21 protein-coding genes and 3 pseudogenes are annotated in these 24643 nt (G+C 64.9%); 11 read left to right on the plus strand and 13 right to left on the minus strand.

The window, feature by feature from the left end; translation table 11 throughout:
- Positions 1 to 34 precede the first annotated feature (34 nt).
- Genes ACT53M_RS19505 through ACT53M_RS19515 form a run of 3 tightly spaced genes read left to right on the plus strand, consistent with a single transcriptional unit; the run spans position 35 to position 3754 of the window.
- Complete coding sequence (locus ACT53M_RS19505) at positions 35 to 667, plus strand: gluconate 2-dehydrogenase subunit 3 family protein (protein ID WP_476235559.1); 633 nt, start codon at positions 35 to 37, stop codon at positions 665 to 667.
- Positions 667 to 2367, plus strand: a complete 1701-nt coding sequence (locus tag ACT53M_RS19510) for a GMC oxidoreductase (protein WP_476235560.1) — start codon at positions 667 to 669, stop codon at positions 2365 to 2367. Before ACT53M_RS19505 ends, ACT53M_RS19510 begins: the two co-directional genes overlap by 1 nt.
- A complete protein-coding gene (locus ACT53M_RS19515) occupies positions 2351 to 3754 on the plus strand; it encodes an MFS transporter (protein ID WP_476235561.1) in 1404 nt (467 codons plus the stop codon). The genes ACT53M_RS19510 and ACT53M_RS19515 overlap by 17 nt, the downstream gene beginning before the upstream one ends.
- On the opposite strand, the gene ACT53M_RS19520 is transcribed toward ACT53M_RS19515, so the two are convergent.
- The 8 genes and pseudogenes from ACT53M_RS19520 to ACT53M_RS19555 all read right to left on the minus strand — a co-directional run bounded on the left by ACT53M_RS19520 (position 3751) and on the right by ACT53M_RS19555 (position 12985).
- Positions 3751 to 4149, minus strand: a complete 399-nt coding sequence (locus ACT53M_RS19520; RefSeq protein WP_476235562.1) for a VOC family protein — start codon at positions 4147 to 4149, stop codon at positions 3751 to 3753. The genes ACT53M_RS19515 and ACT53M_RS19520 overlap by 4 nt on opposite strands.
- 84 nt (positions 4150 to 4233) lie before the next feature.
- A pseudogene (locus ACT53M_RS19525) lies at positions 4234 to 4425 on the minus strand (IS3 family transposase); the annotation flags it as partial.
- 214 nt (positions 4426 to 4639) lie between these two features.
- Positions 4640 to 5641, minus strand: a complete 1002-nt coding sequence (locus ACT53M_RS19530; protein ID WP_476235564.1) for a LacI family DNA-binding transcriptional regulator — start codon at positions 5639 to 5641, stop codon at positions 4640 to 4642.
- Positions 5642 to 5686: 45 nt separating this feature from the next.
- On the minus strand, positions 5687 to 6868 hold the full coding sequence (locus tag ACT53M_RS19535) for a cytochrome P450 (protein WP_476235565.1): 1182 nt from the start codon (positions 6866 to 6868) through the stop codon (positions 5687 to 5689).
- Positions 6865 to 7938, minus strand: a complete 1074-nt coding sequence (locus tag ACT53M_RS19540; RefSeq protein WP_476235566.1) for a hypothetical protein — start codon at positions 7936 to 7938, stop codon at positions 6865 to 6867. The genes ACT53M_RS19535 and ACT53M_RS19540 overlap by 4 nt, the downstream gene beginning before the upstream one ends.
- Positions 7935 to 9239: an alpha/beta hydrolase gene (locus tag ACT53M_RS19545; RefSeq protein ID WP_476235567.1), complete on the minus strand. Its 1305-nt coding sequence runs from the start codon at positions 9237 to 9239 to the stop codon at positions 7935 to 7937. Before ACT53M_RS19545 ends, ACT53M_RS19540 begins: the two co-directional genes overlap by 4 nt.
- Positions 9236 to 10738, minus strand: a complete 1503-nt coding sequence (locus ACT53M_RS19550; RefSeq protein WP_476235568.1) for a dienelactone hydrolase family protein — start codon at positions 10736 to 10738, stop codon at positions 9236 to 9238. The genes ACT53M_RS19545 and ACT53M_RS19550 overlap by 4 nt, the downstream gene beginning before the upstream one ends.
- Positions 10739 to 10807: 69 nt before the next feature.
- Positions 10808 to 12985, minus strand: coding sequence for a TonB-dependent receptor (locus ACT53M_RS19555; RefSeq protein WP_476235569.1), 2178 nt, complete (start codon positions 12983 to 12985; stop codon positions 10808 to 10810).
- 405 nt (positions 12986 to 13390) lie between these two features.
- On the opposite strand from ACT53M_RS19555, the pseudogene ACT53M_RS19560 reads away from it, so the two are divergent.
- A pseudogene (locus ACT53M_RS19560) lies at positions 13391 to 13682 on the plus strand (integrase core domain-containing protein); the annotation flags it as partial.
- A 147-nt stretch (positions 13683 to 13829) separates the two neighbouring features.
- On the opposite strand, the gene ACT53M_RS19565 reads toward ACT53M_RS19560, so the two are convergent.
- Entirely contained in the window at positions 13830 to 14123 is a 294-nt protein-coding gene (locus tag ACT53M_RS19565; RefSeq protein ID WP_476235571.1) for a type II toxin-antitoxin system RelE/ParE family toxin, read from the minus strand.
- Entirely contained in the window at positions 14120 to 14389 is a 270-nt protein-coding gene (locus ACT53M_RS19570) for a CopG family ribbon-helix-helix protein (RefSeq protein ID WP_476235573.1), read from the minus strand. The genes ACT53M_RS19565 and ACT53M_RS19570 overlap by 4 nt, the downstream gene beginning before the upstream one ends.
- 161 nt (positions 14390 to 14550) lie before the next feature.
- Here ACT53M_RS19570 and ACT53M_RS19575 point away from each other — a divergent pair.
- The 5 genes and pseudogenes from ACT53M_RS19575 to ACT53M_RS19595 all read left to right on the plus strand — a co-directional run.
- Positions 14551 to 14735, plus strand: a pseudogene (locus tag ACT53M_RS19575) (P-type conjugative transfer protein TrbL); the annotation flags it as partial.
- 130 nt (positions 14736 to 14865) lie between these two features.
- Positions 14866 to 15426, plus strand: coding sequence for a TetR family transcriptional regulator C-terminal domain-containing protein (locus ACT53M_RS19580; RefSeq protein WP_476235575.1), 561 nt, complete (start codon positions 14866 to 14868; stop codon positions 15424 to 15426).
- Positions 15427 to 15437: 11 nt separating this feature from the next.
- Positions 15438 to 15902: a DUF6010 family protein gene (locus ACT53M_RS19585; RefSeq protein WP_476235576.1), complete on the plus strand. Its 465-nt coding sequence runs from the start codon at positions 15438 to 15440 to the stop codon at positions 15900 to 15902.
- A 22-nt stretch (positions 15903 to 15924) separates the two neighbouring features.
- The gene (locus tag ACT53M_RS19590) at positions 15925 to 16251 is read left to right on the plus strand and encodes a DUF3817 domain-containing protein (RefSeq protein WP_476235578.1); all 327 of its coding nucleotides are present in this window, start codon (positions 15925 to 15927) and stop codon (positions 16249 to 16251) included.
- Positions 16248 to 16673 carry a CopD family protein gene (locus tag ACT53M_RS19595; protein WP_476235579.1) on the plus strand — a complete coding sequence of 142 codons (426 nt, stop codon included), beginning with the start codon at positions 16248 to 16250 and terminating at the stop codon, positions 16671 to 16673. Before ACT53M_RS19590 ends, ACT53M_RS19595 begins: the two co-directional genes overlap by 4 nt.
- 223 nt (positions 16674 to 16896) lie before the next feature.
- Here the strand turns inward: ACT53M_RS19595 and ACT53M_RS19600 are convergent, their stop codons facing one another.
- The 3 genes from ACT53M_RS19600 to ACT53M_RS19610 are packed head-to-tail and all read right to left on the minus strand — an operon-like array spanning position 16897 to position 22727.
- Positions 16897 to 18372, minus strand: a complete 1476-nt coding sequence (locus ACT53M_RS19600; RefSeq protein ID WP_476235580.1) for an efflux transporter outer membrane subunit — start codon at positions 18370 to 18372, stop codon at positions 16897 to 16899.
- A complete protein-coding gene (locus tag ACT53M_RS19605; RefSeq protein WP_476235581.1) occupies positions 18372 to 21518 on the minus strand; it encodes an efflux RND transporter permease subunit in 3147 nt (1048 codons plus the stop codon). The genes ACT53M_RS19600 and ACT53M_RS19605 overlap by 1 nt, the downstream gene beginning before the upstream one ends.
- 3 nt (positions 21519 to 21521) lie before the next feature.
- Positions 21522 to 22727 (minus strand): efflux RND transporter periplasmic adaptor subunit, encoded by a 1206-nt coding sequence (locus ACT53M_RS19610; protein ID WP_476235583.1) that lies wholly within the window; start codon positions 22725 to 22727, stop codon positions 21522 to 21524.
- Positions 22728 to 22894: 167 nt separating this feature from the next.
- Here ACT53M_RS19610 and ACT53M_RS19615 point away from each other — a divergent pair, with 167 nt between their 5' ends.
- On the plus strand, positions 22895 to 23929 hold the full coding sequence (locus tag ACT53M_RS19615; protein WP_476235585.1) for a sensor histidine kinase: 1035 nt from the start codon (positions 22895 to 22897) through the stop codon (positions 23927 to 23929).
- Positions 23926 to 24564 (plus strand): response regulator transcription factor, encoded by a 639-nt coding sequence (locus ACT53M_RS19620; protein ID WP_476235587.1) that lies wholly within the window; start codon positions 23926 to 23928, stop codon positions 24562 to 24564. Before ACT53M_RS19615 ends, ACT53M_RS19620 begins: the two co-directional genes overlap by 4 nt.
- Positions 24565 to 24643 lie beyond the last annotated feature (79 nt).

Consider the following 24643-nt stretch of genomic DNA (forward strand, 5'->3'; position numbering starts at 1 on the left):
CCCCATTTTTTGTAGCGTGCGAGGGGTTCGCGTCATGGCGGAACAACAGGCGGCCGGGTGGAGCCGCCGCGACTTTTTCGGCGGTGCCGCGCTGTTCGCGCTGGCGGTCGGGATACCCGTCGCCGTACTTCATTATTCCAATCTCGACCCTTCGGACGAACCCAGCGACCGCCAGCGGGCGATGATCGCCGGGGTTTCGCAACTGGTGATCCCGCGTACCGACACCGCCGGTGCGGGGGATGTGGGGGTCGGCGATTTCGTGATCCTCGCACTTGCCCACGGGCTGGAGGGGGCGCGCACGCCATCGGCCGCTGCGGCAATGCCGAACCTTGCCGCCTATCGCCGCGCGGACGGTTCGCTGCGCCATCTCGACTGGCTGGAAGTGCAGCTCGACGAGCGCGCTGGCGGGGATTTTCAGAAGGCGGATCCAGCCCGGCGCAGGGCAGCCCTGATGGAACTTGACGGTGAGGCTTTCGCCGACGGGGTGCGGGAGCATCCCTGGCGGACGATCAAGGCGCTGATCCTCACCGGCTATTACACGTCCGAAATCGGCGGATCGAAGGAACTCAATTACGAACTGGTCCCCGGTCGTTGGGACCCGGACCTGCCGCTCAAGCCCGGCGACCGGGCCTATTCGAGCGACTGGACGGCAGTGGATTTCGGATGATGTCGGGGGAAACGGTGCAATTCGATGCGATCGTAGTCGGCTCCGGCATCACCGGTGGCTGGGCGGCCAAGGAACTGACCGAGGCGGGCCTGCGCGTGCTGATGGTCGAGCGCGGCCGCAACATCCGCCACCAGCAGGATTACGAGACCGAGACCAAGGCGCCATGGGAAATGCCGTTCCGCGGGCTGGGGGATACGGCGATGTACCGGCAGGAATATCCGGTGCAGATGCTCAACCGGCATTTCACCGAGTTCACCCAGGGCCATTTCGTCAACGATCGCGAGAATCCCTACGCGACTGCCGACGGCACCGATTTCACCTGGTTCCGCAGCTACCAGCTTGGCGGGCGGTCGCTTACCTGGGGACGGCAATCCTATCGCTGGTCCGATTATGACTTTGGCGCCAACAAGCGCGACGGGCACGGTACCGACTGGCCGATCCGTTATGCCGATCTCGCACCCTGGTACGACCATGTCGAAAGCTTCATCGGCGTCTCCGGCGCGGCGGAAGGGCTGAAGCAGCTGCCCGACGGCAAGTTCCAGCCGCCCATGGCGCTCAACATCGTCGAGCAGCATGTCCGCGGCGTGCTGGCGGAGAAATTCCCCGGCCGATGCCTCACCATCGGCCGCACGGCCAACCTGACCGAGGCGAAGCCCGAGCAGGGCAGGGCGCATTGCCAATATCGCAGCATCTGCGCGCGCGGCTGTTCCTATGGCGCCTATTTCTCTACCCAATCCTCCACGCTGCCCGCGGCGCAGAAGACCGGGCGGTTGACGGTGGTGACGGATGCGGTGGTGGAGAAGGTCGACTATGATCCCGTCACCCGCCGCGTAACCGGGGTGCGCTGGATTGACACCGCTTCGAACCAGCGCCGGTCGGCGACGGCGCGGATCGTGTTCCTCAATGCAGGTGCGTTCAATTCGGTCCACCTGCTGCTCAATTCGGCCAGCGAGGCGATGCCGCACGGCCTCGCCAACGAGAGCGGCGTGCTCGGCACCCACATCATGGATCATGCCAACACCCTGTCGGCCATGGCGATCATGCCGGGATTCGAGGCGCATACGACCTTCGGCAACCGTCCGACTGGTGTGATCGTGCCGCGCTATCGCAATATGGACGTGATGGACGGCGTGGGCCACACGCGCGGCTTCTCCTTCCAGGGCGGTGCGCTGCAATCGACCTGGACCCAGGGCAAGCGCGAAGGTGGGATCGGCGCCGACTACAAGGCGAAGCTCCGTCAGGTCGGTCCCTGGAAAATGGTGCTGGTGGGCTTTGCAGACTGTGTGCCGCGCGCGACCAACCGGCTGACGATCGATCCGGCCAAGACCGATGATCGCGGCATCCCGCTGCTCAACGTTGCCTTTGCCTTCGGCAAGGAGGAACAGGCCGCGCTTGCTCAGGCAAAGGCGGATGCGGCGGAGATGCTGACTGCCGCGGGCGGGCATGTGATCCTCGGCTTCGACCGCCCGGGGCCGGGCGGTACGGCCATCCACGAAATGGGCGGCGCCAGGATGGGCTGGGACCCGGCGAGCTCGGTGCTCAACCGCTTCAGCCAGGCGCACCACATTCCCAATCTGTTCGTCACCGACGGTGCGCAGATGAGCAGCTCGGCGTGCCAGAACCCGTCGCTCACCTATATGGCGCTCACCGCGCGGGCGTGTAACTACGCCGTCGAGCAGCTGCGTGCCGGCGCGATCTGACCCCGGCTCGCTCACCGAGCGGCAGAAGAGCCTCGCCTTCTTCACGCTGATCATCGCGCTGGTGCTGGAGATCGTCGATGTGACGATCGTCAACACCGCGCTCCCTTCGATCCAGGCCGAGTTCGGCGGGTCGGGCGCTTTCGCGCAGTGGGTCGTCGCGGGCTATGTACTGCCCTATGCGCTGCTGCTGATGCTGTCCGGCCGGCTGGGTGACCTGTTCGGCAGCCGGACCTTGTTCCTGATCGGGGTGGCCGGGTTCACTGCCGCGTCGATCGGATGCGGTATCGCCCCCAGCGGCAATGCGCTGATCGCCGCAAGGGTGTTGCAGGGCTCGGCGGGCGCGCTGATGGCGCCGCAGGTGCTGGCGGTGATCCAGCAGCTCTACACACCGGTCGAGCGGATCGGGCGGCTCGCCTGGTTCGGGGTGATCGGCGGGCTGTCCTCGATCGCCGGGCCGATTCTGGGCGGGTTTCTGATCGCGGCGAACATCGGCGGACTTGGCTGGCGCACCGTGTTCCTGATCAACGGGCCGATCGGTCTCCTCGCGCTGCTTGCCGGCTGGTGGCTATTGCCGCGCAGCCGGAGCAATGTCGCGACCCGTATCGACTGGATGGGCACGCTCAGCTTCGGTGTCGCCATCCTCGCGTTGCTCTTCCCGCTGCTCCAGGCGGAGAAGGGCGGACTGCAGGGGCCGTCGCTTGTCCTGTTGCTGGCCGGCGTGCCGCTATTGCTTATCGCCTGGTGGAGGCTCCGGCGGCGTGCGGCGCAGGGCGGGGCGGTGCTGTTTCCGCCGCATCTGCTTGGCAACCGCGTCTTTCGCGCCGGTATCGTGCTGCTGCTGCTGTTCTCGGCGGCGAATACCGGCTTCCTGTTCCTGTTCGCCTATGCGCTGCAGCGCGTGGCGCATTTCTCGGCGTTTGAAACCGGGCTGATCCACATGCCGTTCAGCATGGGGGTGATGTTGGGGATGGGCGTGATCGGGCGGCGGCTGGCGCGGCGGGCAGAAAAGTGGATTCTCGTCGCCGGCTATGCGCTGCTCGGACTGTGCGCAGCGGTGGCGCTCGGTTGGATCGAACGAGGCGGCCTGTCGCTTGCGTTGCTGGTGCCGGTACTGCTCGTCGCGGGGATCGGCATGGGAATGGGCGCCGGGCCGGCGACGCCGCTAATCCTGGCGCAGGTCGATCGCGCCGATGCGGGATCGGCGAGCGGCATCATCAAGACCGTACAGCAGGTAGGTGGCGTGACAGGCATCGCGCTGCTCGGCGCATCCTATTTCGGGCTTGCGGCCGCGCATAGCCTGGTGCCGCCGATCGCTCTGGTTGTGGCGCTTCTCGGCGGGGCGGCGCTGCTCGCAGCACGGCTGCCCGCGCGGATCTATGCCGACTAACGTGCTTCCTTGAGCTCGACGCGGTTGCCATCGGGATCGCGCAGATAGAGCGACCGGCCGGTTCCCTGCGCACCATAGCGGGGCGCGATCGGCGGCTCGATCGCGACGCCCTGCGCCGTAAGATGCGCGACCAGCGCGCCTTCGTCGAATGGCGCGATCTGCAGGCAGAAGTGATCGACGTTGCCTGTGGCGGCGAGGGGCGCGTCCGCGACGACAAGGTCGATCATCGAGGCACCTGCACGCAGATGCACTAACCCGAATTCCGGCCGCCGCCGATCAACGCTGCAGCCGAGGGCGCCGCAGTAAAAGGCAATGCTGCGCTCGACATCGCTCACGCGCAGGACAACGTGATCGATTGCATGCAACTGGAAGGGGGCAGGGGGGTCTGGCTGCATCGTCCTGCTCCTCTCCAGCCTATACGGTCGACAATTCTGGTTGATTGAACCGCGCCGGGTCTGCCGGAGGCGTTGGGTTTTGAGTCACGCTGCCATATCGATGTTGTCTGCGGCAGCATAATATTGATCTTCGGCTTCGGCGGGTGGGATGTTGCCGATGGGCTCGAGCAGCCGACGATGGTTGAACCAGTCCACCCATTCGAGTGTGGCGTACTCGACGGCTTCGAAGGACCGCCACGGCCCACGCCTGTGGATCACCTCGGCCTTGATGCCACCAGCGAGCAGATCGACGCGTCTTGGGACAGGGCAGTCGCTCCAGAGACTCAGTTAAACGGCAGGTCCCATCAGCAACCGACATGCCGCGCTTTATCCAGCGGATGTTACACTTTGCATGTTCCTCGTCCGCCTCCGCCCGCTGCGCGTGAGACAATGCGGGATTACAGCTCGACGCTTGGCGCGGTCTACGGCGACTCGCCGTTATGGCCGATCGTCAGGCACTCTCCCGCGCAATGATGCGGAAGCCGACGTTGATCCTCCGCTCGACTTGGGCAAGCCGCAAGGCGTGGTTGCGGATGGCGGCATTGACTTCATGGGCGATCCGCGTGCCGTCGATCTCGATCGTAGTGATCGTCGGTCGCATGTCGCTCGCCACGCTGGCGTTCCCAAAACCGATCACCGCGAGATCCTCGGGTACTTTGAGCCCGACCGCGTTCGCCTCGACGATAATGCCCTGGGCCAGCGAATCGGACCCGCACACCACCACATCGGGACGCGCCGCCTGCCGTCGCAGTTCGGCGAAGACCCGGCGGGCGTGGCCGAAGCGGGAGGGCGTGTCCACCGTCGTTTCGACGATCTTGCCCCCCGCCACCTCTCCCCAGCCGCTCACGAACCCGTCGCGGCGCAGCCGCGCGCGGCCCAGTTCGGCCGATACGAGCATCGGCCGCCGATAGCCCCGGCCGTGCACGAAGCGGGCGAGTTCGCAGCCGATATCGAAATGGGAAAAGCCGACGGCAATGCCCGGCGGTTCGTCGGGCAGGTCCCAGATCTGGATGAACAGGCCTGGGAATTGCTCGATCAGCGCAGTAGTTTCCGGGCTGAGCGGAGCCGTCGCGATGATTGCGTCGACGCGACGACCCATCGCCGCCCGGATCATCCGTTCCGTGCGCCCCGGCTCCGTCCCGGTGAGCGCCAGCATAACCATCGTACCGGTAGCGTTCAGTTCCTCCACCATCGTCTCGATGGTGCTGTTGAACAGCGAATCGACCAGATGCGGGATCAGCACCGCGACCATCTTCGATCGTGAAGATGCCAGGCCGCCCGCCAGAAGGTTGGGCACGTATCGGGTATGTTCGATCGCCGCCCGAATGCGCGCCGCCGTGGAAGCGGCGACCACGCCCGGATTGTTCAAGAAGCGGCTGACGGTGGCACTGGACACCCCGGCATGCGCGGCGACATCATCCAGCGTAGGATTTCGGGGGTTGTTGCGCGACATAATCGCGCAGCACTTTCCGGCTTTACCGCGAAGATGCAAGCGCTCTCATGCGAAGCGCAGCGGCACGGTCAGCGGTCCAATCTCAGGCCAGCGGCTGAAGGTGATGGCTCCGTCGAGGGAAAACCCGCGCGGCGTTGCAGCGAGCAGTTCGGCAAGGGCGACGCGGAGCTCCATGCGCCCCAGATGCAGCCCCGGACAATTATGTGGCCCCCGACCGAAAGCCAGATGCTCGGAAATGTTCGGCCGATCGAGAATGAACCGATCGCCATCGGGAAATACGCTCTCGTCCCGATTGGCCGAACAATAGAGCAATGCAACCGGCTCATCCGCCCGGATCGTGCGTCCGCCGATTTCGGTGTCCCGCACCGCCGTGCGCGCGAAGCCGCGATACGGCGTGTAGAGCCGCAAAAACTCCTCCACTGCCGCTGGCACCAGGGACGGATCATCGCGCAACTGCTGCTGCAGGGCGGGATCGCGCGCGAGATGCACGGCCATGCTGCCGACCATCACCATCGGCGCGACGATGCCCACCACCAGAATCTGCCGCACGGCACCGATCAGAAGATCCTCCGGCAGGGGCTTGCCCTGGTGCACCGCTGCGAGCAGCGCGCTGGTCGGATCGATCGCCGGATCTTCCGGTGCCTCCCTGCGCAGCCGCACGAGATCGCGCGCCATTTCGTAAAGGCGCAGGCTCGTCTCCTTCATCAGTTCCGGTTCGTTGCGGTGCACTGCCAGCACGAAGGCGCGGCCGTCGTCGTGCAGCGTGTCCAGCCACTGGGCAGGCATTCGCATCCAAAGGCCGAACACCCGAACCGGCAGGAAGGAGGAGAATTCGGTGCATATATCGCCGCCGCCGCGCGCCACCAGCGGCGCCAGCATCTGACGCGCGAAGGCCCGCGTCTCGGCTTCGAGTCTGCTCACCCGCTCCTGGGACAGCAGCGGATTGATAGCCTGGCGGAACGGCGTGTGTTCGGGCGGATCGAGGTGCAACGGCGGCCGCCGACCGGTAAAGGCGACCTTGGGCACGACATTTTGCGTCCTGGTCGAGAACTGCGCCCAGTCGCTCGCCACGCGCCGCACGTCCTCATAGCGACTGACAGCCCAGAAACCGCCCAAGCCTTCCGTATGCGCGACCGGGCATTCGCGTCGCAACCGGGCATAGTCGCGGTGGGCGCTGTCGAAATCCTCGGGCGCCTCAGGATCGAAATCCGACGGTATCGCAGTCATGATCCACTATCCTTCAAGCCGCGGTATGCGGAGGCTCGCAGGGAAAGGCGCGCCGAGATCCGGGGAGCAACCGACAGCAGCGCGATGGCAGCGATCAGAATGGCCGCGCCGGTCAATTCGGCACCACGGGGGAACGGCATGCCCCAGCCCCAGGCCAGCAAGATGGCCGCCACCACGCCAGCGATCAGGCTCGCCGCCCGCTCCAGCGGCACGCAATAGGAGTTTTCGCGCGGATCGAGCAGGATGAGGATCGAGAGGATCGACACCGCCGTTAGCGTGAGGCCCATGCCAAGGAGCTGGGGCAAGACTCCCAATTGCCATATCCCGACGAAGCCGCGCGCCAGTTCGTCGGCCTGGCCGCCCAGCCCCAGGCCCGAAATCGCCGCCAGAACCGCCAGCGACATGGGCAGGGCGATGATCTTCTCCTCGACGAAATAGGCCCGCACCGTCTCCGGGTCGCCGGTCTTGCCGACGCGCGTCATCACGATCAGCCGCAGGAAATATCCCAGCGTGTACAGCGCCACCGTGAGGATCGCGAGCGGCGGCAGGTGGAGACCACCGCGGTCGCTCAGCGTGATCAGCAAGGCGCCCGAAACCATCGCCAGCGCCAGCCAGCTCCACCAGCGGACCCGCCGGCCGAAGAGGATATCGACGAGCGGCGCGAGGATCAGGATGTCACCGCGCATGACCAGCTGGATGAACGGGATGCTGACGCCTTTGAAGGTCAGCGACAACGGCACGGTGAACAGGATCAGGGAGGTCGCCATCCCCGACAGGAAGGTGGCGCGACGTGGAAACGGGACGGACCAGCGTCCGATCGACACCTTCCGGGCAAACCGGTGCCAGCCGGAAAGCCAGATGAAGGCATAGGTCATCATGAGATTGAGCAGGAGCGATCCCGGCAGGATCTCCAAGCCGGTCAGCGGCCGGCCCAAGGCGGCGATCGGGGTCGTCGCCATGAAGCGCGTCAGCATGATGCTCGGCAGGTAGGACAGCAAATAGGCAAGCAGCAGCAATTCCATCGGCACGGCGCGCGTGCCACTTGCCGACGAGGGGGCGGCGACGTTCATCGGCAGGGACGTCCTTGCAGGCAGGGGCGCAGCATCGGCGCAGGGGTGTGATCGACGAACGGCCCTGTGGGCTGCGGCCAGCGACTGCGGTCGAGCCGCGACTCCAGGGTCTTCAGCGCAGCCATCACCGCCTGGGGCGGGAAACTGCAGTGGCCGGCGCCGTCGTACCACAGGCCCTTGACCATCGCCCGCGACGCAGCGGTGACGTAGCCCTGCTGCAAGGAGGGCGACGTCAGGCCATCGCCTACCCCCTGCAACGACACCACTGGCGCCCGGGGGATCGCCTTTGGCGTGTAATGCTGCATCATATAGTCGACGGCCGCCGGCGCTGCGGAAATGCGTTTCCCAGCATCCAGCCTGGCAAGGTCCTGGTCGAGGTCGAGACCTGCGCGGGCATAGAGGGCGGAAACGAACGCGCGGCGGCCGGAAAGCGCCAGTTGCTGACGATAAGATATGCCGGTGTTCCAGGAATAGACGCCGCCTGCGCGCCTTTCCTGATCGTGCCGGGGCGGGAAGATCGCCATGGCGAAGGTGGTGGCCATGTTCTTTGCCTGCGCCTCGACGTCGCCGGCCGCCGGCTTGGGCTGATCGGCCGCGGTCCAGCCCGGCATGCCGCCGAGCACGCCCGCCAGCGCGAGGCGAGCACGCCCTTGCGGCGTCGATGTCGCGGCCCGTACCGCCGCCTGCACGCGCGCACCGTTCTCTGCATCATCGGCGATGCCGGTCAACGCGATGCCCTGATCGGGCGCCTGCAGGGTGCGAAAGGCATAGGCGCCATCCAGCGCCATATTCATCATGCCGACGGCACCGCCGATCGAGGGGCACAGGGCGATCGCACCATCGATGTGTGCGATGCCCTTCCCGGGCTGTTCGGCGAGCGCGATCGTGACGAGGCTGCCCATCGAGGCACCCCATGCGATGGTCCGCTTTGGCCTGCCCTGCGCCGCAATGAAGGCAGCGATGGCGCTACGCTGCGCCGGTACCGCCTCCGCCAGCGCCCATCCCCCCGAACCATAGTCTGACGCAAGCAAGGCGTAGCCGCGCGCCAGCAAGCTGTCGCGCATCTCCGACGGAGCAGGATCGGGCAGGTTTGCGTCCGGAGCATAGCCGCGCGCCCAGACCAGCAGCGTGCCGTTCCACTTGGGCGGTACGAGTGCCTGCCACCGGGCACCCATGGGCAACGCCCCGCCAAGAAGGCGGACACCAGCGGCACGCACCGGCGCTGCCGCCTGTTGCGGCTGTGCTCCGGCGCCGCCACTCGCGAGAGCCAGCGCCATCGCGCAGACATGGCCGAGCTTCATGGCGCCACCACGCGCGCGTTGCGGCGGATCGTCCAGTTCGGGTCGCTGCAGAGGCGGCAGTCGGGGCCCGCAAAATCAGCGGCGGCGTCACCATCGCCCTTCAGCTGCCAATCGAGCCAGCGCCGGGCAACGATCGCCCATAAGCCGCCATTCGGCTCGAAAAATGTTCCCGAATGGCCCATGTCGCGGCTGGCCAGCACGGCGGGCACGCGATCGATCCGGGCGAAATCGTCGGTGCCGTTGGTATAGGCGACGTCGGTGATCCCGCCCAGCAGATAGAGGATCGGCGCATGCAGCCGACCAAGGGTCGACTTGTCGACCGTCAGCCCCGGCATCCCTGCCTCGCCCGCAGGAAACAGGCCGGAATCGAACACGATCGTGGTGCGAATGCGCGGATCGGGCGCCAGTCCCAGCGCCAGCAACCCGCCGCAGGACCACCCCGCCACGCCGATCCGCTTCGCGTCGACAAAGTCCGCCCAGCCACCATTGGCAGCGGCCGAACCGCTGGCCCAGTCCAGCACATGCACCATGTCGGCGGGCGACACACCGCGCCCCGGCTGATCGGCCGGAACGTTGGCACCTTCCGGATAGCCGCGCAATCCGCCGGGCCCTTCCAGCATGGCGCCCGGCGCGATCACCAGATAGCCGTGCGAGGCGATCTCGGTAAGCAGCAGGCGCGCGCTATTGCCATCCGCCATGCATCCGCCATTGGCGAAGATCAGCACCGGCAAACGCCTCTTGGCGAAGAGCGCGAGGTTGGCCGGACGATAGACCACCGCTCCCGGAAGTGCCGGTTCGGTGCCATGGATCGCGGGATAGGGGCCGCTGCCGGGGCCATCCGGCAGCGCATTGAGCCGTTCGCGCTCGCGCTGCGCCACCGCATCCCCGGTCATGCCAGGCACCGCTCGAAACGCGGCATCGAGCGCGCCACGCAGCGTGTTGCTCACGAGCCCAAGCCGGGCCGGGGAGTCCACTGCAATCTCCGGATGGAAGTCGACATGACGGTAATCGGCAAATTGATAGCCCCGCGCGAGCGCTTCGGCCCTCATCCAGCCGGCCAGAGCTTCGTCGTCGCGGGAGGGAGCCGCTGCAAAACTGAGGGGACGCGCCAGAACCACCTTCATGCCCGCCGCCTCTGCGGCACGGGCGAGCCGTTCCACCGCAGCACGAACCGGCTCGAACTGTCCCGCCCCGTCCGGCAGGTGGTCGGGCTGCACGTGCAGGATCTGGTAGCGCCCCTCGGCAATCCGCGAGAGCGCGGCGGGCACTTGCGCGGGAATGCCTCCCTTGCCCGCAACCAGCGTCCCGATGCCCGGCGTGGCGAAGAGCCCGGGATCCGCCTTGATCCAGCCCGCCAATGCGGCGCCGCCAACGAACAAGGGGAGGCGCCGCACCACCGCCGGCGCCGCCGCCGCGCCGGGCGTGGACGGCACCGGCTGGGCCACCGCCGGGCTCGCCATCAGCATCGCGAGCAGCGCAATATGAAGTGCGCGTGGCATCTTTGCCTTGGGTGAAACTGGAATCATGGTTGGACCTCTCTCGCCGACAATGCCGCGAACCGCGCTGACTCAAAAGTTGTACGAGAGGACGACGCCGAATTCGCGCGGTTGTCCAAGGATGTAGGACCCGATCCCGTTGGTCGATTGGTCGACGGTGGCCACGTATTTCTCGTCGAGCAAGTTGTCGACATAGGCCGCCAGCGACCAGTTTCGCGCCGCCTTGTAGGTCAGCCGTGCGCCCAGCAGCGTCCTGTCCGGGATCCGGTTGTAGGGGGCCTGGAAGAAATTGACCCATTGCGCGCCCTGATAGCTCAGGCGCACCGAGGGCGTGACGGTGGCGTCTCCCACCGGCACCGCATAGGACATGCCGGCTGCGCCCGAAAATTTCGGCGCGAAGGGAATGGTCCGTCCCGCGATGTTGATGCGCTGGGCCGTGGAAGGAAGGCCGTTGCCGAACAGGCCGGCGGGCTGGACGATCGAGAAATCGCCATAGGTCGCGTCGAGCACCGAAAAGGACGCGTCGGCAGCGAATCCGTGGGTCTTGAGGTCGATCTGCCCTTCGACACCCTTGATCTTCGTGCCGTTGACATTGCGCGTGATCGCCGCGGCAGGATTGTTGATGTCGGTCGCGTACGTCGTCTGGAAGTTCTTGTAGTCCATGTAGAAGCCGCTGACCGAGGCAGTGACGTGCCGGTCGAACAGCCGCGTCTTCACGCCACCTTCATAGTTGATCACGCGTTCCGAGTCATAGTCGATGCCGAACGGAGTCGTACCTCCCGGCTTGTAGCCCTTGCTGATCGTCCCGTAGACGAACCAGTCCTTGTCGATTTGCCAGTTCAGCGCGACGCGGCCGGTGAATTCGGAGAAGTTGCGCATGCCCGGCGTCAGCGGGATCTTGAAGCCGCTCGGGCCGACCGGCGCGATGTAGCTGTCGGCGAACCCGACATGATCCCAGCTGTAGCGACCGCCCAGCTTGAGCTCGAGGCCGCCGCCGAGCTTGTAGCCCCCTTCGGCGAAGACGGCCTCGTTGCGGCGCTTCGCATCGGTGAAGATCGTCAGGCTCTGCGCGTAGGACCCGCCGTTGGCGATCAGCGGCACGGTGATGCCCGGCTGGCGATAGTTGAGCATCGTGGCGCCCGCCGTCCACGAAAACCGGCCCGTATCCGGGGAGATCAGATCGACTTCACCCGTATAGTAGCGATCGTGCAGGGCGATCTTGCTCCAGTTCCCGTTGGGAGCGGTGGAAAAGTCGTTGTCGCGCACCATCAGCTGATCGGTGGTCTGATAGGTGCCCATCACGCGCACCTTGAATGCCGAGATGCCCGTGTAGTTGAGAACCGCTGTGGTGCGATTGTAGCTGGTATTGAGCGCTTGGTCGGCGTCATAGGCGACCGTGCGGTTGCCGACCGGTGCGAGGGCGAAGCTCTGCGTCGGCAAGCCGTCGGTGCGGCGGTCGCTATACTGATGAATGAGCAGCAGATCGAGATCGCTCGTGGGGCGATAGAGCAGCTGCGCCCGGCCCAGGAATCGGCTGAGATTGCCGGGCTGGTTGCCATAGCGGACCGGCTGGGGAGCACCGGTCGGCCCGAGATTGGTGAAGGCGGAGTCCTTCCGTTCGAGCTGGCCCGACAGGCGGATCGCAAGCTTGTCCGATAGCTGGGTGGTCGCGCCGGCTTCCAGCTGCTTGCGGCCCAAATTGCCAAGCGTCGCGCTGGCAAAGCCGCTCGTGCCGTCGAAATCGGGGTGGGCCGAGGTGATGTAGATCGCACCGCCGCTGGCATTCTGGCCGGTATAGGTCCCTTGCGGACCGCGCAGCACCTCCACGCTCGCCACGTCGAAAAAGGAATCGCCGAAGACGAACTCGCGCGCGACATAGGTGCCGTCCCAGTGGATCGCAACGCCAACCGACTGATTGGGCGCCCCCTCGGAGATACCGACACCACGAATATTGACGAACTTGACGTTGCCGTAGTCGGCAAAGCTCAGCGACGGAACTTGTGACTGGAGGCTGTTGAGGTCGCTGACACCCCGCGCCTTCAGCATGTCACCAGTAAGCGCAACGACCGAGATGGGCGTGGTCAGCACGCTCTGGCTGCGGCGTTCGGCCGTCACGATGATTTCGGGCGCCGGATCGGCCGCCACAGCCTCCTCGGGCTTGGCTTCCGGCGCTCCGGTTTGCGCATGCGCAATTCCCAGGAACGACGAGCTCGCGAATAGGGACGCCGCAATCCAATATCTGTGCCTCATGCCACCCTCTCCTGACGCCGGCCTTTCGGCGCCACAGGGGCGCGACCCAGCCGATCACCTCATCTTAGTTCCCTGCCTGGCGGCGGGACTGAAGCGATGTAACCAGACGATTCTAAAAATGCAAGCGCTTGCATTTTTGGTCCCTGCACCATGACGGCTTCGTCACGCACGGGACGTATAACTGAAGCTCTGCTGCCACAGGTCAAAGGCATTATAATCTATTTTTATCAATGTTATATCTGTTTTGGTCAGCAATTGACGCACACGCAACCCCTGCAAGAGTCAGTGATAGCCCTTACTGTAATCGCTTGCAGTGGCGCGATTTTTGCTCCGTCGTGGGAACTTTGTGCTGCAAATGCTCGAGAAACGGCCGCGTAGCGACGCCTGCCCACGACCCGCTTACCTGTACGCGGCGCTCCGATGCATTCCCAGACTCAGCGCAAGATCGAACGCTGGCACCAGACTCTGAATAGCCGCATCCTGCTGGAAAATTACTTCCTGCTCGGCGACCTCAAGGCCCGGATCGAGGCCTTCGTCGAGCACTACAACCACCAGCGTTACCACGAGAGCCTGAACAACGTGACACCCGCCGATGCCTACTCCGGCGGGGACACCGGCCATCATCGAACGACGAGAAAGCATCAAGCGAAAGACCATCGAACATCGACGCTTGCTGCACTGCAAGCTCGCCGCCTAATACCAAACCCCAGACAAGGCCTGCTCTCCGCTAATCTATGCCGCGATCTGCGCCAAATGTTCTGGCGACGGACAGCGTAGATAGGGGCGCGTTGCGGCCTTCCCGCGTTTCACCCTTACGTCGGCATGGCCTTGGGTCGCCATCGCCTTACTCCTCCGACTCGAAGCTGCGGTTTTCGCGGCAATGCCAGAGGCGTAGGATAAAGATCTTGGCGTTCGCGATCTCGTACCGCAGTTCGTAGTTGCCCACGATGATCCGGCGAACCTCGCGGGGCTCATAGGCTTCCAGCTTTTCGCCGATCCTCGGATAGTCGATCAGCCGATCTGGAGCGTGAGCGAGTTGCTGGACCACGCGCGCCGCTGCGTCGGGGGCTACCGGGCTCAAGTGTGCGTGCAGGCGCACGAGGTCCGAAGACGCCTTGCTGGTCCACTGAATCTTCATTTTACGGGCGGCGGTAGCGGCCTATCCGTGCCGAGGCTGTCCGCCCATGCCTGAATCGCCTGGTGGTCGATGACGCGGCCGGCATCGACATCCTTCAGAGCTTCGAGCGTCATGCGGTGGCGCTCCTCTTCTTGATCGACCCAGGCGGCGAGCGCCTGCTTCATCACCCAGACGCGCGAGCGTTCCAGCCGCGAAGCCATCGCTTCAACCTTTTCAGCGAGTCCTAGGGGGACATGCGCAGTCAGCACTTTCGTCTCGGTTGCCATGTTTATCACCTGCTATCAATCCGATTAAAATATAATCAAAATCGCTTAGAAGCGCTAGTAGGCAGCATACGAAAGACGCGCCGCGTTGCTGCAAGCGACAAGGCGCCCGCTCCCGGTACCGCTTATGAAAGCCCGTGCTTCACAAGAAGCGGCGCGATTGCGTCTGCGCCAACGCCGCCCTGATCCTTGTGCTGCCGATCGACTGGCTGATCGTGGTCCTGGCGTTCTTCATCATCGCCGTGCAGGTCTTCATCACGCTGATCGAGTTCAAGCTGGTGAAGCTCGCGGGCTTCGTGCTGCTGCCCTTCGCCCTACCGCTTTCATGGCCGGGCGCGCGCTGGGCCATAGACGCTTCTTCCTCTCGCGCAGCAAGGCTTGTCCGAGTTCCTACTTGAATTTAGCACGATCGGTCGTACTATTTATGCATGAAAGGACACGACACCAGAGAACGACTCTTGCGCGTTGGACTCGACCAGATGAGCGTTCACGGCCTGTCGGGCGTGACATTGGGGCAGCTTGCCACTGCGTCAGGACTGTCGAAGAGCGGGCTGTTCGCCCACTTTCGCTCGAAGGAACAGCTTCAGGTCGACCTGCTCGATGAGTCGGCTCATTTGTCCGAGCGAATGGTCGTGCAACCGGCAATGCGGGCAGCCATTGGGCTGCCACGCCTCCAAAGCCTTGTTCGCCTGTGGTTCGGCTGGTCCAGACGCGCGGGGCTCAGCGGCGGTTGTCCCGTTGCGGCCGCCTTGTTCGAGCTGGATGACATTGACGGCGAGGTTCGCTCCCACGCGCTTGGGCTTGAAGAGCATTGGCGCCAATTGCTGGGCCAGCTCGTCCGCGAGGCGGTCGATGAAGGGCATCTGGCTGGCGATATCGATGTCGAGCAGTTCGTATGGGAACTGTGTGGCATCTACCTCAGCCATCATGTGTCGCTGCGCTTTCACCGAAATGGGGATGCCGACGCCCATGCGGAAACAGCATTTGACGCCCTCCTCGGACGTTTCCGTGGCCCCCGGTTCCCGGAACGCGCGCATTAGAAAGTCCGCACATGCCTGCACAATTTTTCGCTCATTCCTCACCCGTCGAACTGATTGCTCCGGTTCTGGTCGCGCTCGTGCTCATCGGCTTGATGTCGTTGCTGCGCGAGCCGGCCAGGCATAAATTCAGTGCGGTCTTCGTCGCGGGCGCGGGTGCGGCCTATCTGAGCGGCGGCTTCGGGCTTTGGGAGTTCGCTTTCTGTGCGATGATGACGGCGCTCGCCTTTGCTGGCCTGTCCCACTACCGGGCCATTGCGGCCGCTTGGCTGGCGCACACCGTGTGGGATTATCTCCACCACCTCTACGGCAATCCGATCGTCCCCTTTCTGCCGACCTCGTCCTTCGGCTGCGCGATCTGCGATCCGGTGATCGCGGCCTGGTATGCCATCGGCGCTCCGTCGATCTGGTCCATCTTCAAGCGGACTGCACCGCGGCTCGGGGACGCCGCCCCGCAGTCGGGAATTATCGATGACTGACCAGACGGCACGCGCCCGAGCGGTGGACGGACTGGAGCGCGAGCAGCTCAAACGGCTCGAAATATTTTCTCTCATCGAGGCATCGACGCTCGTCCTGCTGGTTTGCGTTGCGGTGCCGATGAAGCATCTGCTCGATTGGCCGCTCGGATCGCGCATCCTCGGTCCCATCCACGGGATCGCCTTCCTGACCTATAGCTGGACAGCGTTGCAGACGGTTGCTGCCGGCGGCTGGCGCGGGCGCGAAATTGCGCGGCTGTTCGTCGTCGCCTTCGTGCCGTTCGCCGGTTACTTCAACATCCCCTGGCTTCGCCGGAGGGCCGAGGCGCTCATGCGCAGAGGGCCGAAATGACGGCGATGGCCTTCTATCCCTATCTCATTGCCGCGCATTTGACGGCGGTGGTGGTCTTCGTCGGCGGATTGCTTGTCCACGACAGAGTGGTGAGCGCTGTGGCGCGACACCCCCTGCATCAGCAGGCCGCGCCCCTCGCGATTCTGTTCCAGGTCGATCGCCGGATCACGACACCGGCGATGCTGTTGACCTGGGCTCTCGGTCTGTCGCTGGCGGTGTGGGCAGGCTGGTTCCCATCGGCATGGCTCATCGTAAAGCTGATCTTCGTCCTGGCGCTGTCGGCGCTGCATGGCATCCAATCCGGGCGCCTACGCCGCTTCGTGCAAGGCGGAAAGCCTGCGACGAGCGTCCCAGGCGCGGGCATCGCAATAGTTGCCGCCATGCTGACGATCGCCGTTCTGGCGGTGGTGAAGCCATTCTAGGTGTTTGGTCCCAGCATTTGATGGCCTGGTTTGACGATACTTTGATTTCCAGAGCGCGTTGATGGCGTCATCGCTCGCCTCGAATGGCGTGCGTGGTCTTGGCGCTGCCGTGAAGAATCTGGCCTATAGCTCCCTCTGAACCGGTTCACCTTGGTCGTTTCGCGTCTAACATATAATACGGTTCGATTGATAGTCAGGAGCAATCGATCGCGGAGACCAGTCCCTATTCCGCCTGTTGAGGGACGGTCCGGTTCCACCATCCCCCGCCCAGTGCCTGATAGAGTGCGACGCTATCGCTCAGGCGTTGGGCACGGGCCTGTACTAGCGAGACTGCGGCATTAAGCCGGGCGGCCTGGACAGCGAGCGTCGCGCCGCCGCTGACCTGCCCTAGCCGGCCCTGCGTCTGGGCGATGTCAAATGCGTGTGCCGCCGCTGCATCCTGGCCGACCGCGCTTTGCAGCCCGTCCGCATCTGCGGCGATCGACTGGAGCACGTCAGCGACGTTCTGCATCGCGGACAAGACGGTGGAGCGATATTGCGCCTTGGCCTGATCGAGCGTCGCTTCGGCAGCGCGCTGGCGCTTCAGCAGTGTACCGCCGTCGAAAATCGGCTGAAGCAGATTGCCTGCGAGTGACCAGAAGGGGTTGCCGTTGCGAAACACGGTCGACAGCGACGTCGAGTTGCCGCCTGCCCCCGCATTAAGCGAAAAGCTGGGAAGCCGCGCCGCAATCGCCACCCCGAGTTGTGCCGATGCGGCGTGAAGATTGGCTTCCGCGGTGCGGATGTCGGGCCGCTGTGCTACCAGCTCAGAGGGTAGCGACACGGGCAGTTCGGCCGGCAGGTTGAGCGCGGCGAAATTTGGGGCGTCGAAGTGTTCGGCCGGAGCGCGGCCGGTGAGAACGGCGAGGAAATCGCGCGCCTGGTCCCTCTGCTTGACGAGCGGCGGCAGACTTGCCTCGGCTTGGGCGAGCGCCAGTTCTGCCGCCGCGACGTCGGCGCCGCTTGCTGCGCCCCGTCGCTGTTGCTCGACGACGATGTCGCGATAGCGTCGATCGAGTCCGATCACCTGGGCGGTCAGCGCGATCTGCTGTTGCAGCCCCGCGAGCGTGATCGCGGTGTTGGCGACGTTGGTGGTGACGGTTAGATAGGCGGCTTCGGTCTGGAAGCGCTGTGCCTCGGCCTGGGCTCGCGCTGCTTCCACCCCGCGGCGGGCGCCGCCGAACGGGTCGGGGACATAGCTGGCCGTCGCGCCAGCGGTGTAGAGCGTGAAGACTGGCGCGTTGTCGTTAAGCGTCGGCGATAGCACGCTGGAAGTTTTCTGGCGCTCGACGCCGGCATTGACGCCGAGCGTCGGGAACAGGCTCCCCCGCTGCGCAAGATACGTTGCCCGCGCCGCGCGCAGCGCCGCCATCGCGCTCTCGATGTCGGGATTGTGGCGTAGTGCGTCGGCTTCCAGCGCATCGAGCTCGGGCGAACCGAACGCGCGCCACCATTGGGCGTCGACCGGGGCGCCATAGCGGAAGTGCGGCACTTCGCCCTGTGCGGTCGTGGCGTCGAGGGTTTCCTGCGGCGTCGTGCCCGGGGTGTAGCCGGTGGCGACGGGGGGGGCTGGGCGGTGGAAGTCGGGCCCGACTGCACACCCGGCCAGCGGCAGGATGACGAGCGGCAGGCCCGCGATCAGCAAGCGTGCGTGGCGCATCAGTGCGTCTCCTCGACCGCCGGTGCCTCGGCGGAAGGCTTGGCCCGCCCGGCCGGCGAGAACATCTCGATCAGTACCGGCAGCACCAGCAGGATCAGCGCCGGCGCCAGCAGAATGCCGCCGACCACCACCAGTGCCAGCGGACGTTGGACCTGCGCGCCGATCGCCGTCGACATTGCCGCGGGCAACAAGCCCAGACAGGCGGCAAGGCAGGTCATCAGCACCGGCCGCAACCGCGTTTCCGCTGCCTGGAGCAACGCCTCGGCGCGCGGAATGCCGCGCCCGACCAGTTCGTGGAAATAGGACAGCACGATCACGCCCTCCATCGCTGCGATGCCGAACAGGGCGATGAACCCGATCGCCGCCGACACGCTGAACGGTGTCCCGGTGATCGCCAGGGCGAAAATGCCCCCGATCACCGTCATCGGCAGCACGCTCGATACCAGCAGCGTTTCGGTAATCGACGAGAAGTGGAGGAAGAGCAGCAGTCCGATCAACGCCAGGGTGATCGGCACGATCACGGTCAGCCGGTCGAGCGCCTCCTGCAGGTCGCCGAACTCGCCGACCCATTCGAGATGCTGGCCGTCGCCCAGCGTCACCTTGCTGGCCACCGCGCGCTGCGCCTCTGCCACAGCGCTCCCCAGATCGCGGCCGCGCACGCTGAACTTGATCGGGATGTAACGGCTCTGCTGCTCGCGATAGATGAAGGACGGGCCGGAGACGAGCTTGACCGTGGCGACATCGCCAAGTGGCACCTGAGTCACGCCGCCGCTGGCATTGGGGGTGCCGATCGGTATCGCCCGCAAATCGTCCAGCGTCGCCCGCTGCCCGGCGGCGAGACGCACGACGATAGGGAAATTGCGATCGCTGCCGGGCTCATACAGATTTCCGGCCGATTGGCCGCCGATGGCCGCCTGTACCACCGTGTTCACGTCGCCCGGGGCGAGCCCGTAGCGCGCCGCCTTCTCGCGATCGACATCGATCTTCACGGTCGGCTGGCCCAGCGAATTGAAGATCGACAGATCGGTAATGCCGGGCACGGTCGCCATCGCTGCCTTCACGGCCTCGGCGGTGCGCTGCAGGCCTTCCAGATCATTGCCATAAAGCTTGACCGAGTTCTCGCCCTTCACGCCGGACGCAGCCTCTTCGACATTGTCCTCGATATATTGGGAGAAATTGAAATCCACGCCTGCGAAGTTCCGGGAAAGTTCGCGGTTCATGGCCTCCGTCAGCTTTTCCTTGGTCATGCCGCTCGGCCATTCACTGCGCGGCTTCAGCGGTACGAAGAACTCGGTGTTGAAGAAGCCCGTGGCATCGGTGCCGTCATCGGGCCGGCCATGTTGGGAGACGACCGTGGCCACCTCGGGATAGTGCGCCAGGATCTTGCGCATCCGGTTCACATATTCGTCCCCGGCCGCCAGCGAGACCGATTGCGGCATCGTCGCGCGGATCCACAGATTCCCTTCCTCCAGATGCGGCAGGAATTCGAGACCCAGGCCATGCGCTGCGACGAGCGCCAGCAGGAACAGGCCGCCGCCGATTCCCAGCGTGACGGCACGGAAGCGCAGCGCCTGCCGCAGCAGGGCGGAGTAATGGCGGCGCAACCAGCGCACTACCGCCACTTCGCGCTCTTCCAGATCGAGCCCCAGCAGGATCGCCGACAGCGCGGGCGATACGGTGAAAGTGGCGATCAGGCCGCCGGCGATCGCATAGGCATAGGTGCGCGCCATCGGGCCGAAGATATGGCCCTCGATCCCGGTGAGGGTGAACAGCGGGAAGAAGGACAGGATGATGATGGCCGCCGAGAAGAAGATCGCGCGGTTCACTTCCCCGCTGGCCTCGGCGATCACGGCAATCTTGCGTGCCATCTTCTTGTCGCCGGGCAGCGTGACCTTCGGCGCCTCCGACAAATGGCGGAAGATGTTCTCGACCATGATCACGGTGGCATCGACGATCAGGCCGAAATCGATTGCGCCCACCGACAGGAGATTGGCGGATTCGCCGCGCGCCACCAGGATCAGCACCGCAGTGAACAGGGCGAACGGGATCGTCGCCGCCACCACGATCGCGCTGCGCAGGTTGCCCAGGAACAGCCACTGGATCAGGAAGATCAGCACCACCCCGAACAGCAGGTTGTGCAGCACGGTGTGGGTGGTCAGGTCGATCAACTGGCTGCGGTCGTAAATGCGTTCGATATGCACGCCCGGCGGCAGGATGCCCGAGGCGTTGATCTTCTGCACCTCCGCCTCGACGGCGGCGATCGTCGGCGAGCTCTTTTCGCCGCGGTGCATCAGCACGATGCCTTCGACGATGTCGTTGTCACCATCCTGCCCGGCGATGCCCAGCCGCGGCAGATGGCCGATGCTGATCCGGGCAATGTCGCGCAGGAAGACTGGCGAGCCGTTGACCGACTTGAGGACCGTGTTGCGTAGCTGCTCGGGCGACTGGATCAGCCCTATGCCGCGCACGATGGCCGCCTTCGGCCCCAGATCGATCGTCTGGCCGCCGACATTGATGTTGGCATTGCCGATCGCCTGCAGCACCTGCGCCATGGTGAGGCCGTTGGCGACCAGCGCCTGCTTGTCGACCTCGACATCATAGGTCTTGGTCTTGCCGCCCCAGCCGGACACGTCGATCACACCCGGCACCGCCTTGAAACGGCGTTCGAGCATCCAGTCCTCGATCGTCTTGAGGTCGGTTACCGAATATCCCGGCGGACCGACGACGCGATAGCGATAGATTTCGCCGATCGGGCTTTCGGGCGACAATTGGGGCTGTGCACCGCCCGGCAGCGGCGACAACTGGCTCAGCCGGTTGATGACGCGCTGTTCGGCCTCGTCATAGCTGAAATCATAGGTGAACTGCACCTTCACGTCGGACAGGCCGAACAGCGAGATCGTCCGCACCGTCTTGACGTGCGGAATGCCGGCAAGCTGGATCTCGATCGGGATCGTGATGTTGCGCTCGATCTCCTCGGCAGACTGTCCCGGGTATTGGGTGATGATGTCGACCAGCGGCGGCACCGGGTCGGGATAGGCTTCGATGTTCAACTGGGTGAACGCGAAGATGCCCGCCCCGAGCGTGAGGATCAGGAAAAGAACGATGATCCAGCGGCGCTTGAGCGCGAACTGTACAAGCGGGCCCATGGGTCAGTTCGCCCCGTTGGCACGGTCGATGAATACCGATCCGGCGGTGACGACCTGTTCGCCAGGGGCCAGCCCTTGCGTTACCGTCACTACATCACCCGTGCTGATACCGGTGCGGATCTGGCGCAGTGCCAGACTATGGCGTTCGGGATGAGCCACCCAGACATGAGCGGTATCGCCTTCGAACAGGACCGCCTGGGCCGGCACTTCGACGGCGCGAACCGCGCCGCTGCTCGCCAGCCTTGCGGTCGCGAACATATTGGGTCGAAGTGCGCCGTCGGGATTGGCGATTTCTGCCCGCACGGCAATGCGCCGGCTGTTGGGATCGATGAGCGGCGCGACATAATTCACGCGCCCGTCGAAGCTGCGTCCGGGGAAGGCCGTTACCTGTACCGTCAGGTTCGCACCGCGATGCAGTTTCGCCGCATCAGCTTCCCGCACATTGGCGACGAGCCACACATGTGACAGGTCGCTGATCGTGAAGAGGGGCGTGGTGGAACCTGAGGCGGCGCTCTCAACATATTGGCCGATGCCCGCCTGCCGCGCCGTAATAGTGCCGTCGATCGGGCTGCGCACGATCGCCTCTGCACCGCCGCCGGCCGTCGGTGTGACGTTGCTCAGGTTGAGCACGGCAAGACGTCCGCGTGCCGCCGCCAGTTGGGCCTGGTTGCTGGCAAGCGCACTGCGCGCTGCGGCGAGATCAGACTGGGCCTGCTGCACATCACGCTGGGCAGCCCCCTGGGCTGCAAACAGCGCCTGTTGCCGTTCGGCGTTCGCTTCCGCGACGCTCAGTGCGTGCTGTGCCGCTGCCACGCCCGCCTGAGCCGTGGCGAGATCGCTGCGGCCTTGCACCAGTTCGGACGCGGCGATTGCGTAGATCGGCTGGCCGCTCCGGACAGTATCGCCCGGCTTGACGAATATCCGTGAAATCCGGCCCGTGAACGGCGAAAAAAGTTGCGTCGTGTGATCGTCGTCGGTCGCGATCATCCCGTCCGTCGCCACCGCATCGGCGTATAGCGCACCGGCAGCGGGCGCAAACCGCAGATTCGACCATTGCTGCGGCGTCGGGCGGAACTCGCCCGGGGGCAAAGCCGCCGCCTGCGCGGCCGGAGCCTCATGGGGAGAGCAGGCGGCGAGCAGGGCGGCAAACGCCAGGTTCGCCGCGACAAGGGCGGTGCGCAACCGCTGGTCATCGCGAAAGCCGATCATGGCCGCCGCACCTAAGGAAGCGGCAGGTTTACCGGCAAGCGCCTAGCGGTATCCACGAAATATACATTTGTATATACACTTGGCCTGGGCATGCCGCTGCGTTCGAGGCGCTTGGTATCGGCCCCGCGCGGGAGTACGAAGGGGCGATGCAAAGGGAGCAGCACTCGTTGCGCTGGCTGGCTGGTCCGCTGGTTGCCGTTCTCATCGTCGTCGTGTTCATCGTCGACCTGTTGAGCGACTGGGTCGTCGCCGCAGCGGTGCTGTATGTGGTGCCGGTCCTGCTGTCGCTGCGCTTCTTTCCGCGGCGGCGAGTGATGGCGGTCACCTTGATCTGCGTCATTCTGGCGACGCTGGGGACGCCCTTCACGCATTTCGGGTCGCTGGGGGCCGGCATGGTCAACCTGGCGATCGGCATCGCGGCGATCGTGACCACCAGCTATCTGGGCCTGCGGATGCTGGCGCTGGAAGCCGCTTCGCACGAAGCGCGGGCCCATCTGTTGCGCGTTTCGCGAATCGGTAATCTGGGCGAGCTGGCCTCGTCGATCGCGCACGAAGTCAACCAGCCGCTGGCGGCCATCGCGAGCAGCGCAGGTGCCGGCCGCCGCTGGCTGGAACAGACGCCGCCCGATCTGGCGCATGCGCGGGAGTCGCTCGAGCGGATTGCGCGCGAAGCGGCGCAGGCGGCGGATGTGCTTGCCGGGATCCATCGGCTGGTCAGCCGCAAGGCGCCGGTCCGCGAGTGGACGGCACTGGACCCGTTGGTTCGCGAGTGCATGTCGATCGCCCGTGCCGAGTTGGAGCGGCAGCAGATCCGCTCCTTCGTTCAAATCACCGACGACCTGCCGCCCCTCTGGTGCGACCGCGTCCAGATACAGCAGATCATCGTCAATCTTCTGCTCAATGCGATCGAAAGCCTTGCCGAAACGCCGGCGGCGGACCGCTGGATCCAGCTCTATGGCGAGCGCGATGGCGAATGGCTCTCGCTCACCGTTTCCGACACAGGGGCCGGCCTGTCCAAAGAGGCAACGCAGCATTTGTGGGAACCGTTCTGGACCAACAAGGAGGGCGGCGTGGGGTTGGGGCTGACGATAAGCCGCACGATTGCGGAAGCGCATGGTGGCTTGCTGCATTGCCCGAAGCAGGCGCGTACCGGGGCGGTCTTTGAGCTGCGCCTGCCAATCGGCAAGGGAGCGGACCGATGAACCCGACTGCACAGCCGGCACCGCTGGTACGGATCATCGACGATCAGCCATCGGTACGCGAATCGCTTGCCGATCTGCTCGCCTCGGTGGGAATTGCAACCAAAGGTTATGGCTCGGTGCTCGATTTCCGGCGCGAGGACGATCCGACCTGTCCCGGCTGCCTGTTGCTGGACGTGCGCATGCCCGAAAGTAGCGGGTTCGAACTGGTCGCGAGCTTCGCCGGGGATGCCGGTGCCTTGCCCTTCATCTTCATCACCGGGCATGGCGACGTGGCGATGGCGGTTCGGGCGATGAAGCTGGGTGCGGTCGATTTTCTCACCAAGCCGTTCAACGACCAGCATCTGATCGATGCGGTCAACGCCGGGCTTCGGCTCGATCGCGAGCGGCGTGCCGCGGCGAAAATTGCCGCAGAAGCGCGGGGCCGCTTCTCATCGCTAAGCGAAGGAGAAATGGACGTTCTCAGGCTCACCATCCGTGGCCAGAAGATCAAGCAAATCGCGGCCGCGCTCGCGATCAGCGAGATCACGGTAAAGGTCCGCCGCGCCAGGATTTTTCAGAAACTGGGGACGATATCTTTTCTCGATATCGTGCAAATCTTCATCGCGGCGGGGATGGAACCTCAGATGTCACTGTAATACTAGGGTCAGGCCCCATTGATGTGAGGTGCGCGATCTGATTCATATGTGGACGCCCCCTTGGCAAGGGCATTTTGTC

This window comes from Sphingomonas sp. DMC6, from assembly GCF_056314225.1.

Coding starts and splice junctions, on each gene's coding strand:
- ACT53M_RS19505 (WP_476235559.1), top strand. CDS start 35: ATGGCGGAACAACAGGCGGCCGGGTGGAGCCGCCGCGACTTTTTCGGC.
- ACT53M_RS19510 (WP_476235560.1), top strand. CDS start 667: ATGTCGGGGGAAACGGTGCAATTCGATGCGATCGTAGTCGGCTCCGGC.
- ACT53M_RS19520 (WP_476235562.1), bottom strand. CDS start 4,149: ATGCAGCCAGACCCCCCTGCCCCCTTCCAGTTGCATGCAATCGATCAC.
- ACT53M_RS19530 (WP_476235564.1), bottom strand. CDS start 5,641: ATGTCGCGCAACAACCCCCGAAATCCTACGCTGGATGATGTCGCCGCG.
- ACT53M_RS19535 (WP_476235565.1), bottom strand. CDS start 6,868: ATGACTGCGATACCGTCGGATTTCGATCCTGAGGCGCCCGAGGATTTC.
- ACT53M_RS19540 (WP_476235566.1), bottom strand. CDS start 7,938: ATGAACGTCGCCGCCCCCTCGTCGGCAAGTGGCACGCGCGCCGTGCCG.
- ACT53M_RS19545 (WP_476235567.1), bottom strand. CDS start 9,239: ATGAAGCTCGGCCATGTCTGCGCGATGGCGCTGGCTCTCGCGAGTGGC.
- ACT53M_RS19550 (WP_476235568.1), bottom strand. CDS start 10,738: ATGCCACGCGCACTTCATATTGCGCTGCTCGCGATGCTGATGGCGAGC.
- ACT53M_RS19555 (WP_476235569.1), bottom strand. CDS start 12,985: ATGAGGCACAGATATTGGATTGCGGCGTCCCTATTCGCGAGCTCGTCG.
- ACT53M_RS19565 (WP_476235571.1), bottom strand. CDS start 14,123: ATGAAGATTCAGTGGACCAGCAAGGCGTCTTCGGACCTCGTGCGCCTG.
- ACT53M_RS19570 (WP_476235573.1), bottom strand. CDS start 14,389: ATGGCAACCGAGACGAAAGTGCTGACTGCGCATGTCCCCCTAGGACTC.
- ACT53M_RS19580 (WP_476235575.1), top strand. CDS start 14,866: ATGAGCGTTCACGGCCTGTCGGGCGTGACATTGGGGCAGCTTGCCACT.
- ACT53M_RS19585 (WP_476235576.1), top strand. CDS start 15,438: ATGCCTGCACAATTTTTCGCTCATTCCTCACCCGTCGAACTGATTGCT.
- ACT53M_RS19595 (WP_476235579.1), top strand. CDS start 16,248: ATGACGGCGATGGCCTTCTATCCCTATCTCATTGCCGCGCATTTGACG.
- ACT53M_RS19600 (WP_476235580.1), bottom strand. CDS start 18,372: ATGCGCCACGCACGCTTGCTGATCGCGGGCCTGCCGCTCGTCATCCTG.
- ACT53M_RS19605 (WP_476235581.1), bottom strand. CDS start 21,518: ATGGGCCCGCTTGTACAGTTCGCGCTCAAGCGCCGCTGGATCATCGTT.
- ACT53M_RS19610 (WP_476235583.1), bottom strand. CDS start 22,727: ATGATCGGCTTTCGCGATGACCAGCGGTTGCGCACCGCCCTTGTCGCG.
- ACT53M_RS19620 (WP_476235587.1), top strand. CDS start 23,926: ATGAACCCGACTGCACAGCCGGCACCGCTGGTACGGATCATCGACGAT.